This window comes from Acidovorax sp. CF316 (assembly GCF_000276605.1).
Lineage (GTDB): Bacteria > Pseudomonadota > Gammaproteobacteria > Burkholderiales > Burkholderiaceae_C > Acidovorax.
Genome location: NZ_AKJX01000087.1, coordinates 1 through 14,648, shown reverse-complemented (window position 1 = coordinate 14,648; position 14,648 = coordinate 1). Strand labels below are relative to the sequence as shown.

Below are 14,648 nucleotides of genomic sequence, written 5' to 3'. Positions count from 1 at the left end.
GGCAAAGCCGTTGAGCTGGTCCACCATGGTGTTGATGGTTTCCTTCAATGCCAGGATCTCGCCCTTGACCTCCACCGTGATCTTGGAGGACAGGTCGCCCTTGGCGATGGCGGTGGCCACGCCGGCGATGTTGCGCACCTGGCCCGTGAGGTTGCTGGCCATGGAGTTGACCGAGTCGGTCAGGTCCTTCCAGGTGCCGGCAATGCCGGGCACCTGGGCCTGGCCGCCGAGCTTGCCCTCGGTGCCCACCTCGCGCGCCACCCGCGTCACCTCGGACGAGAAGCCGTTGAGCTGGTCGACCATGGTGTTGATGGTTTCCTTGAGCTCCAGGATCTCGCCCTTGACCTCCACCGTGATCTTGCGCGAGAGGTCGCCGCGCGCCACGGCCGTGGTCACGGTGGCGATGTTGCGCACCTGAGAGGTCAGGTTGTTGGCCATGGAGTTGACCGAGTCGGTCAGGTCCTTCCAGGTGCCCGCCACGCCGGGCACCACAGCCTGGCCGCCCAGGCGGCCATCGGTGCCGACCTCGCGCGCCACGCGCGTCACCTCGGAGGCGAAGGAGCGCAGCTGGTCGACCATGGTGTTGGTCGCCTCCTTGAGCTGCAGGATCTCGCCGCGCACATCCACCGTGATCTTCTTGGACAGGTCGCCGTTGGCCACGGCAATGGTCACATCGGCGATGTTGCGCACCTGCGCCGTGAGGTTGCCGGCCATCTGGTTGACCGACTCGGTCAGGTCCTTCCAGACGCCCGAGACGCCCTTGACCTGCGCCTGGCCGCCCAGCTTGCCCTCGATGCCGACCTCGCGCGCCACGCGCGTCACCTCGGAGGTGAACACCGAGAGCTGCTCGATCATGGTGTTGACGAGCTCGGCCGAGCGGTGGAACTCGCCCTTGAGCGCGCGGCCATCGACCTGCAGCGCCATGGGCTGGCCGAGGTCGCCCTTGGCCACCGCGCCGATGGTGCGCGCGATGTCGGTGGTGGGCCGCACCAGGTCGTCCACCAGAGTGTTGAGGGCGACGACCTGCGCCGCCCAGCTGCCCTGCGCCGCGGGTGCCGTGAGGCGCTGCGCCAGCCGGCCTTCCTTGCCGACCGTCTCGTTCAGGCGGGCGACCTCGCCGGTGAACCCAGCGGCCTGCCGGATGGTCTGGTTGAAGGCTTCGGCGATGCGGCCGTCCGTGCCGGGCCAGTCGACCGGCAAGCGTGCCTGGAAGTCGCCTTCGGCAAAGGACAGCAGCGCCGACAGGATCTGCCGCGATCGCGCCTCGCCCAGCGCGTCCGGAGCCGAAGCGCCCAGGGCATGCTCGCGGGCTGGCGGTTTCTGGTCCACGGACTCGGGTGCAACGGTCTGCGTCATGGAACTGCACTCGCCTTTCGAGAATTTCGTTGAGACAAACCAACCTACCTGCCCCCCGCGAGAGCGCGAGATGAGTGTAGCCCTTTGTAAATTTATCGCTGTAGGAGAGAACCGACAGGAAGCGGGCCCTGCAAAGCGGCCCGGCACGCCCGGCGTATCACCCATTTGAGTGCTGCCCGAGCGCGGGGAATCTCGCCACAATGGCGCCCACACTCACTTTCCCGTGCCTGCCGATGACCCTCCTCGCCGTCCTGCTGATCGCCGCGCTCGCGGGCCTGGCCGCGGCCATCGCCTGGGGCGGGCCGCGGGACATCGCGCCGCTGGCCAGCGTGAACAGCCCCTTCGAGGGCGTGGACTTCAGCGGCCTGCCCCCGGTGCAGCGCTATGCGGCGCGCGATGGCACGCGGCTGGCCTGGCATGCGTATGCGCCGACGGGATCGCCCGCCGCGCCGCACCAGCGTGTGGTGCTGGTGCATGGCTCCTCGTCGCGCGCGCGCTCCATGCATGTGCTGGCCCAGGCGCTGGCCGCTGCGGGGTACGAGGTCGCGGCCCTGGACATGCGCGGGCACGGGGATTCCGGCGCGCGCGGGCAGGCGTCCTACTTGGGGCAGATGGAGGATGACCTGGAGGATTTCCTGCGCGCAGTGCCCCATGCGGGGCCGCAGACGCTGATGGGTTTCTCCGCGGGCGGCGGCTTTGCGCTGCGCTTTGCCGGCAGCGCCCGGCAAGGCCTGTTCGAGCGCTATGTGCTGCTGGCGCCCTTTCTGCACCAGAACGCGCCCACCGCGCGGCCCGACGTGGGGGGCTGGGCATCGGTCGGCCTGCCGCGCCTGCTGGCGCTGCGCCTGCTCAACCAGCTGGGTATCCGCTGGTGGAACCATCTGGTGGTGCTGCGCTTTGCGCTGGACGAGGCCTCGCGCCCCCACCTCACGCCCAGCTATTCGTACACCGTGGCGATGAACTTCCGGCCCCGGGGGAACTACCTGGGCGATATCCGCCAGGCCCGCAGGGCGCTGTCCATCGTGGCCGGGCAGGACGACGAGGTGTTCCACACCGACCGCTATGCCCCCCTGTTCGCCCAGGCCGGCCGGCCCGTGCCCGTGGCCGTGGTGCCCGGCACCAGCCATATCGGCCTGGTCCTGGACCAGCGGGCCGTGCGCACCGTGGCGCAGGCCTGCGCGGCCTGAATCCTTGTCCACCATGGGAGTGAGCACCATGCACCGCTGGAAGACCCCTCTCCTGTGCAGCCTGGCCTGCGTGGCCGTGACCGCACTGTGGATGCCGCCGCCCGGCTGGTGGGCGCCGCCTCTGTCCCGGACCCTGCCCGCGATCACATGGCTGCAGGTGGCGCAGGGCATCGGCGTGCTCGCGGCGGCGCTGCCCTCCGCCGCGGTGGACTTCATCAAGTGGCTCTGCGTGCTGCCGCTGCTGACCTGGCTGCTGCTCAAGGTGCAGCCGCGTCCGCCGGCTGCGCCCCCGGTGGCTTTTGCAGGTTGACCGGCATGCACACCCCCCAGCCTGCCCCACCGTTGGAACCCAACCGCCCCGCCCCCAAAATGAAGCTGTCCGAACTGCGCATCGCCAGCCTGGAGTTCGCCTTCAGCGCTGCGCTACCACTGGGCGTCTGGTTCATGCTGCTGTCGCCCGATGCCTCCTCCGGCGTGCCCTTCCTGCAAAGCGCAGGCTCCTTCCTGGCCTACGCCTTCACCGATTCCGAGGTGTCGCCCACGCTGCGGGTGCACTACATCCTGCTGACGGTGCTGCCGGCCCAGTTGCTGCTGCTGTCGGTGATGACCTGGCGCCAGGCGAGCTCGAAGGGCCGGTGCCACTTCTGGTGCATCTACCTGGGCTGGGTGGCGACGGTCATCGCGATCGCGCTGTTCTACTGGCCCTCTGCCATTGCCTCGGCCCTGGCCACCTACCACGCAGGCAAGGCCGCGGTCGCCTGAGCCGTCCCGACGCGCAACGCCCCCCCCCAGCAGCCCATGGCACTCGACTTCATCGCCGGCAACGGCCCCCAGATCCGCAACCCGGCCCACCATGTCGGCAGCATCGACCACCATGAGCTGCCGGCGATCCTGCGCCTGCTCGCGCATGCCGACTCGTTCTTCCTGCACCGCATCTTCGGCCTCTACGAGGACCAGACGTTTTCGACGCAGGAGGTCGAGCAGGCGCTCTCGCACCTGGTGCCGCTCCTGGCCCACCCCCTGGAGAGCGACGACCGCACCCTGCTGCACAAGCTCATCGCGGTGCTGGCCTATGCCAAGGTCACGCAGCAGTCGCTGCACGGCGTGGCACTGTCGGAGTGACGGACTGAACAACGAACGCGCGCGGGCATTCGCTGCCCGGCCGCAGCTAGAATGGGGCGGCGCCCTTGCCCCAAGCGCCACCGGGACGTGACGGTAATCACTGCTCGTGAACCCGGGCTCGCGCCACAATGGTTCACGTTTCGATTTTCTGGTGTACACCAGTCCGGATGCCGTTTCCACCATTTTCAATTGCTGATCGCGCCCGGCGATGGATATCCATCGCCTTGAATTTCCGCAGCCCGATTTTTTTCTTCCATGGCCATGAAGGCGGGAATGGACTTGGCCGATTCAAAGGCACAAACTCTCTCCAGGCACTGCCGGGATCTCTCGAAACACAAAAAGCATAAACCCAACAGTGCAGGAAGATACTCGAATGCAAGCCACCCTCGGGGCCGACCCACCAACGCTGGCCACAAGGCCTGGCAGTACCGCGGCAAGTGCGCCGCTGCGTGCTGAGCCAGCAGTGCCGATGCGAGGCGGGATGCGGCTCCCCTTGCAAATCGGATTACTGTGCCTCGCATTTCTTCTGGCCGTTGGAATGGCGCGGTTGATTCCCGCCTTTCAGTCGCCGGACGAAGTCGTTCATCTGTTCCGTGCCGACATGATCGGCAATGGCCATTTGCTGCTGCAAAAGCCCGCCCCGGACGCCAAGGGTTATAGCGGCGGTTATGCAGACCAGCACCTGGTGCAATTCGCGCAGTGGATGCTCAAGATCGCGGGGCCCGACAGACAGGATGTTTCTGCCGCCTGGCTCATGGACCAGGCATCGCAGCACAGGTGGGCGAACAGCAGGCAGTTCGTGGACGTTGCCGGCTCGGCCTACTACATACCGCTGATCTACCTGCCGCACGCCGTCGGCCTGGCCATCTCGCGCCACCTGGACTGGTCGATGCGGGCCAGCTACGACTTCACGCGCGCCCTGGTGACGTTCACGGTGCTGGCCCTGCTGGCCTGGGCATGGCAGCTGCTGCCGCCCAACCTGCTGGTGCGCGCCCTGGTGCTGATGCCGATGTCGGCCTTCCAGATCCTGTCGCCGACCATCGATGGCCTGTGCATTGCCATGATGCTGGTGCTCGCGGGGCTGACCATTGTGGAGTACCAGGCCCCGAGCAAGGGCGGCACCGCACCGCCCTGCCGCTGGCGGTTTGCCGCCATCGCGGGCTTCACCTTCGTGCTCGTCACCTCGCGCACCAACCTGCTGCCCCTGCTGGCGATCCCGCTGTTGCTGCTGTGCCAGCGCTTCTCGCGGGCCCGGCTCGGCGCTTTCGTGCTGCTGTGCGCGGCCAGCCTGGGCTGGACGCTGTTCGTGCTGCTGACCACGACGGATGCGCGGGTCGTGCGTTCGCACACCACGCTGCAGATCGTGCAGATCTACCTGGGGGACCCGCTGTATTTCCTGGGCCTCGTCGGCAGCACGCTGGCGGACCCGGACAAGGGGACCTTCCTGGCCGACTCGTTCGTCGGCATCCTGGGCTGGCTCGACGCCTTCATCCCCAAGCCGGCGATCCGCGGCATCTGGGCCGTGCTGGCTGCCCTGGCACTGCTGGCCACGGCCTACGCGCAGCGCGAGGAGCGGCAGTACACCCTGCTGCGCGCCGTGCTGACGGCCTGCGCCGTCGCCAGCACGCTGCTGGTCTTCTTTGCGCTGTCGGTCACCTGGAACGATTACCCGGCTACCGCCATATCGGGCTTGCAGGGGCGCTACTTCATCATACCGGCGCTGCTGTTCGCTCTGGCGATCGGGCCGCTGGAGCATGAGCGCACCCCCATTCAGCAGGCCACCGAGTTCGGGGTGGGCGGCGCGATGGCGGCGTACTTTCTCCTCGTGCTGGGAGTGACGCTGTATGGCCGCTACCAACTGGCAGCGTTCTGACGCGGGCCAGCGCCGGCGCCCATCTGCGCTGCGTGCGCTCGCGAACGGACGCCGGCCTGCGCAAGGGTGACACTGGCCCCATGGTTGCCGCTGGCAACCGCTGCTCCGAGGGCCCTTGCCATGTTGAATACCACCGCTGTGCGTGTGGGTGTCTGCCTGGCCGGCGCCATGGTCGGGGTGTTCCTTCTGGTGGCCGTGCCGGGGTGCCAATGGGGCGATGGCGTGGCGCTGTTGCCGACCGACCGCCTTGCCGCTGTCGAGGCCACGCTGGACGACAGCGTGCTCAGCGCTCGCATCGAGGCGGCTCTGCTGCTTTCGCCGGTGATTGGCAGCACCCGCATGGCCGTCGACGTGATCCAGGGCGCCACGCTGCTCAGCGGGCCCGCTGACGACCCGACACAGGTCGAGCTGGCACTGTTCATCGTGAGCAACGTGCCGGGCGTCATCAGGGTCGAAAGCATCCTGGTCACGCGCGCGCAGGACCGGGAGTCCGGTGCCGGGCCGCGCAAGGCGCCCGATGTCGCCGGGGCCAGGGCGGGCTTCGCGCTCAGCGGAACACCCGGTCCCATCGAGGGCCCCGGTGCGCCCCAGGCCAGCCCCCGCCGCGCTGAGGCTGTCCCCTTGGGAAGGCGCGAAGCGACTCAGAGGGGCTATGCGTCTCCCATGAGCTCGGTGTAGATGGCCTTGTCGGCTGCATAGCAGCTGCAGGCCTGGGCCTGCATGCCCAGGCGGTCCAGCACCGTCATCTCACCCCGGCGGTAGGAGATCAGGCCGCTGTCCTGCAGCTCGCTGGCAGCCACCGTGACCCCTACGCGGCGCACGCCCAGCATCAGGGCCAGAAACTCCTGGGTGACGTGAAAGCGATCCCTGCCTGCACGGTCCTGGCTCATCAGCAACCAGCGCGCCAGGCGCGGGCGGATGGTGTGGTACCGCTCGCACGCGGAGGCGGTGGCCTGCTGGTGCAGCCGTACCAGCACGCTGCACTGCAGCAGCCGCAGCAGGGCCGGGTTGGAGGAACTTTCCGCGCGCAATGCAGCCGCGCCGATGCGCCAGCTGGCGCCCGCGCCCTGCACCAATGCCCGCCAGGGGGTGCTGGCGGCGCCCAGAATGAGTTCGGCCCCCAGCATGGCCTCGCGTCCCACCATGCCCACCTCCAGCGAGGGGTGCCTGTCCACGCCCACCACCAGCGAGACAAAGCCCCCGCGTGGAAAATAGGCGTGGCTCAAGGGGCTGCCGGGCGCGCTCAGTTCGGCCGACAGGGTGAGCTCGAAGGGCTCGCACTGGTCCAGCAGCTTCGCGCGCGCAGCCGGCGGAAGCCGTTCCAGGAGTTGGTTTTCGGTGGGTGCCATGGCCTTTGGTACTCGTGTCATGCGGCACCTGGAAAGCCAGGCACCGTCTACCCATCTCCAAGCCTGTTCTTCGGACGGTGGGGCGGAGCGCCAGTGTGGGAGCAGCGGCAGCGGCTGACTGTCTGTCTGTCTGGCAGCACACATAGGCGCCGGCCCTAGGTGGCAACGGTCCCCGGCAGCAGCCGGTCATATTCCCGCTTGACCACGCTGTAGCACTCGCAGGTACGTGCTTCGAGCCCTGGGCGGTCCAGCACGCTGATGTGGCCGCGCGCGTAGCTGATCAGCGCCGCTTTCTGCAGCTTGAGCGCCGCTTCTGTCACGCCCTCGCGCCGCACACCAAGCATGTTGGCGATCAGCTCCTGCGTCATCACCAGCTGGTTGCCCTGCAGGCGGTCCAGGCTCAGCCGCAGCCAGCGGCACAGTTGCTGGTCCGGCGTATGGTGGCGGTTGCACACCGCCGTCTGCGCCATCTGGGTGGTGCGCACGAAGTCGCAGGCATCAAAAGTACCGGTGCCTCGGGCAACCATGCTCTGCGGTGCGTTGACGGGCAGGATGAAGCCGAAGCTCACCACGAGGAACTGCAGCAACATGGTCATGCCGACCACGTTGATGCCCGGAGTATGCACCGCCAGGAGCACGCTCGGATGATGGGGATCATCGTGGATGCCAGTGCCGTGGCGTTCGCGGGCTCCACCTTGTGAGCAGCTTGCGCAACTCGCTGAACCAAAGCACGGTGCTGCCCATCGCGGCACACACCAGCCACTGGCCTGGCGACAGCGGTGCGGTGCCGAAGGCCAGGTTCAAGACCTCCAGGTGCACCACTGCCACCTGCAGCAGGGCGGACAGGGCCACTGCGCCCCACAGCCAGGGGTTGGTGGCCAGGTTGGCGAACGCGCTGGTGGTCTCGGAGCGGGCGTTGAAGCAGTTGAACAGGTGGGCGAAGACCAGCACGGTGAAGCCCGCCGTGCGTGCGTTGGCCAGGTCGCGCCCGCCCTCGATCAGGCCGCCCGGCAGGTACATGTCCATGGTGATCAGGGTGGCCACGGCCACGACAACGCCGACCTGTACCACGCCCCACCACATGGCGGCGTCGATCACCCGCTCGCCCGGATGGCGGGGCTTGCGCGCCATGGCGTCGTCGCTGGCCGGGTCCATGCCCATCGCCAGCGCGGGCCAGGAGTCGGTGATCAGGTTCAGCCACAGGATCTGCGTGGCCAGCAGCGGCAGCACCAGCGCGCCGCCGGGGACCGCCAGGCCGATGACACCGGCCCCCACCACACCCAGGAACACGGTCAGCACCTCGCCCATGTTGGACGACAGCAGGTAGCGCAAGAACTTGCGGATGTTGTCGAAGATGCCACGCCCCTCTCGCACGGCTTCGATGATGGTGGCGAAGTTGTCGTCGGCCAGGACCATGCGGGCCGCGCCCTTGGCCACCTCGGTGCCGGTCACGCCCATGGCCACGCCGATGTCGGCGGCCTTGAGCGCGGGGGCGTCGTTCACGCCGTCCCCGGTCATCGCGACGACGTGGCCGTCGGCCTGCAGGGCGGCCACGATGCGCAGCTTGTGCGCGGGCGCCACGCGGGCGAAGACCCAGGTGTGGCGCACCGCCTCGGCGAAGGCCGCGCCGTCCAGCGCATCGAGCTCGGCCCCGGTGAGCGCTGTGGCACCGGGCGGCACCAGCCCCAGGTCGGCCGCGATGCGTGCCGCCGTCCGCGGGTGATCGCCGGTGATCATGATGACCCGGATGCCGGCCCGCCCTGCCTCGCGGATCGCCACCGCTGCCTCTTCGCGCGGGGGGTCGATGATGCCCGCCGTGCCCACGAAGACGAGGTCGCGCTCCAGCGCATCCTGCGCCTGCAGGTCCTCGTGCGCGGCCAAGGGGCGGTACGCCACCGCCAGCGTGCGCAGGGCGTCGCCCGAGAGTGCGTCCACATCGGCCAGGATCTTCGCGCGCAGGCGGTCGTCCAGCGCCACCACATCCATTCCCACCCGGGCGTGCGTGCACAGGCCCAGCAGCACGTCGGGCGCGCCCTTGCAGATGAGCACCCGCTCGCCGCCGTGCTCTCGGTCGCGCTCGATGGTGGACATGCGCTTGCGCTCGGAGGTGAAAGGGTGCTCCGCAATGCGCTCGAACCGCTGCTTGCGCCGCGCGGTGAGGCCCAGTTTGTGCTCGGCCACCAGGAACGCGGCCTCGGTGGGGTCGCCGTGGACTTGCCAGGCGCCGTTGTCGGCCTGCTGCAACGATGCGTTGCCCGCCAGGCTACCGCCACTGAGCAGCACCACCTGCTCGGCATGCAGCAGGCCCGGCTGCAAGGGCGTGCCGGCCGATAGCACCTTCCCTTCGGGGGCATAGCCCACGCCCGTGACGGCCGTGGTGCCCGAGGCGGTCACGATGCGCACCACGGTCATCTCCGCGCGCGTGAGCGTGCCGGTCTTGTCGGTGCAGATGACCGAGGTGGCGCCCAGCGTCTCCACCGACGACTGGTTCTTGATGATGGCGTGGTGCCTGGCCATGCGCTGCACCCCCAGGGCCAGCACCACCGAGAGGATGGCGGGCAGCCCCTCGGGCACGGCCGCCACCGCCAGCGCCACACCCAGCAGCAGCACGCCGACGACCTCGGCCATGCTGTCGGGCCGGGAGATGAGCAAAATGGTGCCCACCACCACGGCGGCGATGGCCAGCACGGCCACGCCCAGCATGCGCCCGATGTGGACGATTTCCCTTTCCAGCGGCGTGGGCTGCTCCACCGTGGCGGCGAGCATGCCGGCAATCGAGCCCATCTGCGTGGCCATGCCGGTGGCGACGACCAGCGCTCTGCCGCTCCCCTGCGCGACAAAGGTGCCCTTGAACACCATGTTCAATTGGTCGCCCAGTGCTGCGGGGCTGGGCAGGGGCGCGGGGTCCTTGGGCACGGCCTCGCTCTCGCCGGTGAGAGAGCTCTCCTGCATGCGCAGCGAGGCCGCGCGCACCAGGCGGGCATCGGCGGGTGTGGCATCGCCCTCGGCCAGGACCAGCAGGTCGCCCTTGACCAACTGCGCGCTCGGCACCCGCTGCACCTGGCCGCCGCGCACCACGGAGGCCGTGGGTGCGCTCATGCGTGCCAGCGCGGCCACGGCGTCGTGCGCCTTGGCTTCCTGCACATGGCCCAGCACCCCGTTGAGGAGGACGATGGCCGCGACGACGATGGCGTCCACAGGCCAGCCCTGCAGGCCCTCGAACACCCATGCCAGCAGCGACACCACGATTGCGCCCAGCAACAGGTAGATGAGGGGGTCCTGAAACTGCGACAACAGGCGGCGCCAGGCAGCGGTGCGGGGGGTGGCCCGGAGTTCGTTGGGGCCATCCTGGGCAAGGCGCCTCGCGGCTTCCTGCACGGCAAGGCCGTGCTGCAGGTCGGTACCCAGGCCTTTTGCGAGGGCATCGGCGTTCTGGGTCGTAAAGTCCGGCGGCGGCGGCAAGGTCATGCGAACAGCGCCGGTACGCCCCGGCGTGGCGCAGGGTCAACAGGCGGGGCGAAGCCCACGCGCGCCCACATCTGCACCGTGTGCGCCGGCTCCGGCGCGTCGATCAGGCGCCCGATGCGGGCATGGGGGGCGGCTTGTTCTGGGTATTCCTGCAAAGCCTGCTGCAGGGGCTGCATCGCCAACCCCTGTGCTGTGGCGGCGAGCTGCACCCGCACGTAGGCGCGCCCGGCGCCAATCTGCGTGCGGCGGTCATTGCCCTCGGTCACCATCCACAGGAAGGCAGGCGTGGACGCCAGCTTCTTGCCGAAGTCTTCGATCTGGCTGGTGGTGGCGTAGTCATCGGGGGCCGGGGCCTTGCTGCGGTCGAACAGCCCGAAACGATTGAGCCACACGACCGTGGGATCCAGCACGTAGAGGCCGTCGCGGTACTTTTCGATTTCGGCAGCCCCTACCCGCAGCACCTGGTAGGTCTCGAGCACCACGCGCGGCGTGACCATCTCGATGCGCCATGCCTGCGCCGCGATGTCGCGGTGCTGGGCCATCAGGTCGGCCTGGTCCGTGCCCACGAAGCCCAACCGCGATGGATGGGGGGCGACGGCGTCGGCCATGGCCTGCCATGCGGCGGCCGGCACCGGGCGCTGGAGATCGTACAGCTGGCGGTTGGTGCGGCGCTGCAGGACATGGGCGAACAGCGGGTCTTTCTGCACCGCCGGGTCGGGCGACAGCCGCACGCGCGCCACGGGGCGCTGGTCAATCTGCCCGGGCGCGAATTCGCCTTCGGGAAACAGCGTGATGTCCGCCCGCAGGCCACGCTCGCGCGCCGCCATGTCGAGCAGCTCCAGAAACGTGCCGTGGCTCATCATGGTCTGGCGCGAGAACGGATCGGTGGCAGGCAGCAGGCGATGGAGGTCGCAACGCAGCACCATCTCGCCGGGTGTCCCGAGGTCGACGCGCCACGACTGCAGGTTGTGGGAGTGCGGCGCCAGGATGGCGTAGCCAAGGATCCACCGGCGGACATCGGCCTCCTGCCCGGGGCCCTGCCATGGCGCGATCGCAGCCGGGGGCATGTGCTGGCTGCAGCCCGAAGAAGCGGCCGTGGCGGCGATGATGGCGGCGCCACCGGTCACCCTGGCGAATTGGCGTCGATGCATGGTGCAGTTCCTTATTGGGCGCGCTGGCCAAGACGCCGTAACCTGGCGATCCATTGCACGGCGTCCGCAGGCTTGAGGTCGCCGCTCATGCCGATCAGCGTTTCATGGACTGGCGAGATGCCGCACAAGCCCAGGATGTTGCGCTCCAGGGACTTGATGCTGTGGGCCCGGAAGTACCAGCGGTAGACGATTGCGGGCATGCCCATCGTGGCCACCACGCGTGCCGAGCGGCCTGTCAGGCCCTTCTTGCCGAAGGTGTTGCCTCCGGCCTCCTGCGAAAAGGCAAAGCCGGGCCGGGCCACCTGCTCCAGAAAGCCCTTGAGCAATGCCGGCATGTCGCCCAGCCAAAGGGGGAAGAACAGCACGATGTGCTCGGCCCAGCGGATGTCGTCCTGCGCCGGCTGCAGTGCTGGCGGGAGCACGCCGGCTTCCCATTCCTTCTGGCTGCGCAGCAGCGGAAAGTCGAGCCCGGCTACATCGACCTGGCGTATGGCGTGACCCGCATCGCCCGCGCCGGCCGCGTAGGCCCGCGCCAACGCATGGCACAGGTGGGGCTCGCTCGCGTCGGGGTGGCCCTGGATCAGCAGGACTCGTTGGCGGGGCATGGGAGGGTTCCCGGCAGGCCGTCCCCCTCTGGCCAGGAGATCGCTCATGCCTCGATGATCACTTTGAGCGCCTTGGTCTCTGCGGCCCGGCCAAACGTGTCGTAGGCCTGCAGGATGTCCGCGAGCTGGAAGCGGTGGGTGATGAGCTGCTTGGCGTCGATGCGCCGGGAATGCACGGTCTTGAGCAGCATGGGCATCGACACGGTATCGACCAGGCGCGTGGTGATGGTGATGTTGTGCGACCACAGCCGCTCCAGGTGCAGGTCGGCCTTGACGCCATGCACGCCCACATTGGCGATGGTGCCACCCGCCGCCACGATGTCCTCGCACATCGTAAAGGTGGCCGGGATGCCGACGGCCTCGATGGCCGTGTCCACACCCCGCCCCCCGGTCAGCGCCATCACCTGCTGGGCTGCGGTGCCATCGGCGCTGTTGACCGTGGCCGTGGCGCCGAAGCGCTTGCCCACGGCCAGGCGGTTGTCGTCCAGGTCGATCATGATGATCTCCGAGGGCGAATACAGCTGCGCCGTGAGCAGCGCCGCCAGACCGATGGGACCGGCGCCGACGATGGCCACCGTGGAGCCGGGCTGCACCTTGCCGTTGAGCACGCCGCACTCGAAGCCGGTGGGCAGGATGTCGCTGAGCATGACCAGCGCCTCTTCATCCGCGCCGTCGGGAATCGGGTACAGGCTGGTGTCGGCATGCGGGATGCGCACAAACTCGGCCTGGGTGCCGTCGATGCGGTGGCCCAGCACCCAGCCACCGGTGCTGCAGTGCGAGTACATGCCCTTGCGGCAGTTTTCGCAGCGCCCGCAGGCGCTGATGCAGGAGATGAGCACCCGGTCGCCGGGCTTGAAGGTGGTGACGCCCGGGCCCACCGAGTCGATGACGCCCACGCCTTCGTGGCCCAGGGTGGTGCCGGGCTGGCAGGTCGGCACGTCGCCCTTGAGGATGTGCAGGTCGGTGCCGCAGATGGTGGTGCGGGTGATGCGCACGACGGCGTCGGTGGCGTCCTGGATGGTGGGCTTGGGGCGTTCGTCCAGCTTTTTCTGGCCGGGGCCGTGGTACACGAGGGCGAGCATGGTGAGGAGTCCTTTTGGGTGGTCAGGGTGCCGATCCACTGTCTGCGCCATCCAGGTGGCTGTCAGTGCGCTGGCGCACGAATCTCTCAGAGAGTTGCCTTATTCAACCGGCGTTTGACCCTGATCAAGCCTGCCAGACAGAGGCCTTGCAGGGCCATTGCAACCAAAGCCGGCTAGGATGGACGTTTGATGCCCCGCCGTGAGGCAAGCCCCTTCACTGTTCCAACCTCCTGCCCTGCTACCCACCCCATGCGCCCCACCCCTGCCGACACGCCCCCACCCCTGGACACGCTGATGGTGGCCACCTGCAACGTGCTCAACCTGGCCAACCCGGGCCGCATGTTCTACCCCAACCAGGACGCCTACACCGAGGCCGAGTACGGGCGCAAGGTGGAGTGGCTGGGCCACCGGTTTCGCACGCTCAACGCGGACGTGCTGGCCGTGCAGGAGGTGTGGGACGAGGCGGCCCTGAAGGCGGCCATCGCGCACAGCGGGCTGCGCTACGACTTCGTGGCGGTGCCCGGTGCCGAAAACGACGCCACGCGCCATGGCGCCCAGGGCACGCCGCGCGTGGGCCTGGCCACGCGGCTGAAGGTGGAGGCGCTGCAGTCGTTCGCCCAGTTTCCGCCGGCCTTCCAGGTCGACGTGCCGGGGCTGGGCCTGCACACGCGCTTCGAGCGGCCGCCCCTGGTGGCCACGCTGCGCATGAAGCATGGGCAGCGGGTGAATGTGCTCACGGCCCACCTCAAGTCCAAGCGCCCCAAGTTCCTGCAGGACGCCAATGGCCATGCGCTGGAGGACAAGGACGACCGCAAGGTGGGCGCGCTGGCCTCGCTGCGCTCGCTGGTGATGCGCGGCGCCGAGGCCATGGCACTGCGCTGCCTGGTGATCGACCTGCTGCAGCGCACCAGCGTGCCGCTGGTGGTGATGGGCGACTTCAACGACACGCCCGACAGCGTGACCACGCAGCTCATCTGCGCCACCACCGAGATCGCCTACGACCGCTCGGCCCGCGACGTGGCGCTGTTCAACGCCTACGACCTGCAGGGCGAGATGGCGCTCAAGAAGGACGTGGCCTTCTCCCACATCCACCAGGGCTCGCCTTCGGTGCTGGACCAGATCCTGGTGAGCGAGGAGTTCCTGCCCCGCGGGCGCAACAGCCTGGGCGACGTGCGCCGCGTGGACTACTTCAACGACCACCTGCACGAGGGCCGCGACCGCACGCGCTCGGACCACGGTTTCGTGCGCGCGCTGCTGAGGCTGCAGATGGGGCCGCAGCAGGCCCAGCCGGCGCCTGCAGCCCCGCAGCCGGTGGGCTGAAAGCACACCCGCCACCAGCGGGCGCGGCATCACCCATTTGCCTGCCCACGGCGGCGCTTGCCGGTGCCAGGGCATGTCATCATTCATTTCACCCCCGCGCTGGCCCCGGCATGCGGATGGATGCGCGAAGCGCGG

At 68.7% G+C, this 14,648-nt stretch carries 13 protein-coding genes and 1 pseudogene; 7 read left to right on the top strand and 7 right to left on the bottom strand.

Going from position 1 to position 14,648, the window contains the following annotated elements; translation table 11 throughout:
• Positions 1 to 1,356, bottom strand: a 1,356-nt coding sequence (locus PMI14_RS06865) for a HAMP domain-containing protein (RefSeq protein WP_007851900.1), incomplete at its 3' end; no start/stop codon positions are given.
• Positions 1,357 to 1,589: 233 nt separating this feature from the next.
• Between PMI14_RS06865 and PMI14_RS06860 the strand changes: the two genes are divergently transcribed.
• The 6 genes from PMI14_RS06860 (at position 1,590) to PMI14_RS33405 (ending at position 6,216) form a co-directional block, all read left to right on the top strand.
• Entirely contained in the window at positions 1,590 to 2,543 is a 954-nt protein-coding gene (locus PMI14_RS06860; protein WP_007851897.1) for an alpha/beta hydrolase, read from the top strand.
• Positions 2,544 to 2,571: 28 nt separating this feature from the next.
• On the top strand, positions 2,572 to 2,853 hold the full coding sequence (locus PMI14_RS06855) for a hypothetical protein (protein ID WP_007851894.1): 282 nt from the start codon (positions 2,572 to 2,574) through the stop codon (positions 2,851 to 2,853).
• Between the two features lie 59 nt (positions 2,854 to 2,912).
• Positions 2,913 to 3,305 carry a hypothetical protein gene (locus tag PMI14_RS06850; RefSeq protein ID WP_146187953.1) on the top strand — a complete coding sequence of 131 codons (393 nt, stop codon included), beginning with the start codon at positions 2,913 to 2,915 and terminating at the stop codon, positions 3,303 to 3,305.
• A 36-nt stretch (positions 3,306 to 3,341) separates the two neighbouring features.
• Positions 3,342 to 3,665, top strand: coding sequence for a hypothetical protein (locus PMI14_RS06845; protein WP_007851890.1), 324 nt, complete (start codon positions 3,342 to 3,344; stop codon positions 3,663 to 3,665).
• 373 nt (positions 3,666 to 4,038) lie between these two features.
• Positions 4,039 to 5,538 carry a DUF2142 domain-containing protein gene (locus PMI14_RS06840; RefSeq protein WP_081497285.1) on the top strand — a complete coding sequence of 500 codons (1,500 nt, stop codon included), beginning with the start codon at positions 4,039 to 4,041 and terminating at the stop codon, positions 5,536 to 5,538.
• Positions 5,539 to 5,658: 120 nt separating this feature from the next.
• Positions 5,659 to 6,216, top strand: coding sequence for a BON domain-containing protein (locus PMI14_RS33405; RefSeq protein ID WP_007851887.1), 558 nt, complete (start codon positions 5,659 to 5,661; stop codon positions 6,214 to 6,216).
• On the opposite strand, the gene PMI14_RS06830 is transcribed toward PMI14_RS33405, so the two are convergent.
• From PMI14_RS06830 to PMI14_RS06805, 6 genes and pseudogenes are all read right to left on the bottom strand, one after another.
• Positions 6,189 to 6,887, bottom strand: coding sequence for a Crp/Fnr family transcriptional regulator (locus tag PMI14_RS06830; protein WP_007851886.1), 699 nt, complete (start codon positions 6,885 to 6,887; stop codon positions 6,189 to 6,191). The two genes, PMI14_RS33405 and PMI14_RS06830, sit on opposite strands and share 28 nt — an antisense overlap.
• 155 nt (positions 6,888 to 7,042) lie before the next feature.
• Positions 7,043 to 7,363: pseudogene (locus PMI14_RS06825) on the bottom strand (Crp/Fnr family transcriptional regulator); the annotation flags it as partial.
• Between the two features lie 178 nt (positions 7,364 to 7,541).
• Positions 7,542 to 10,355, bottom strand: coding sequence for a cation-translocating P-type ATPase (locus PMI14_RS06820; protein WP_007851883.1), 2,814 nt, complete (start codon positions 10,353 to 10,355; stop codon positions 7,542 to 7,544).
• Positions 10,352 to 11,506: a hypothetical protein gene (locus tag PMI14_RS06815; RefSeq protein WP_007851882.1), complete on the bottom strand. Its 1,155-nt coding sequence runs from the start codon at positions 11,504 to 11,506 to the stop codon at positions 10,352 to 10,354. Before PMI14_RS06815 ends, PMI14_RS06820 begins: the two co-directional genes overlap by 4 nt.
• An 11-nt stretch (positions 11,507 to 11,517) precedes the next feature.
• A complete protein-coding gene (locus PMI14_RS06810; protein WP_007851879.1) occupies positions 11,518 to 12,111 on the bottom strand; it encodes an NAD(P)H-dependent oxidoreductase in 594 nt (197 codons plus the stop codon).
• A 44-nt stretch (positions 12,112 to 12,155) separates the two neighbouring features.
• On the bottom strand, positions 12,156 to 13,193 hold the full coding sequence (locus PMI14_RS06805; RefSeq protein ID WP_007851876.1) for a zinc-dependent alcohol dehydrogenase family protein: 1,038 nt from the start codon (positions 13,191 to 13,193) through the stop codon (positions 12,156 to 12,158).
• Positions 13,194 to 13,442: 249 nt separating this feature from the next.
• Between PMI14_RS06805 and PMI14_RS06800 the strand changes: the two genes are divergently transcribed.
• The gene (locus PMI14_RS06800; protein WP_007851874.1) at positions 13,443 to 14,513 is read left to right on the top strand and encodes an endonuclease/exonuclease/phosphatase family protein; all 1,071 of its coding nucleotides are present in this window, start codon (positions 13,443 to 13,445) and stop codon (positions 14,511 to 14,513) included.
• The last annotated feature ends 135 nt before the right edge of the window (positions 14,514 to 14,648 follow it).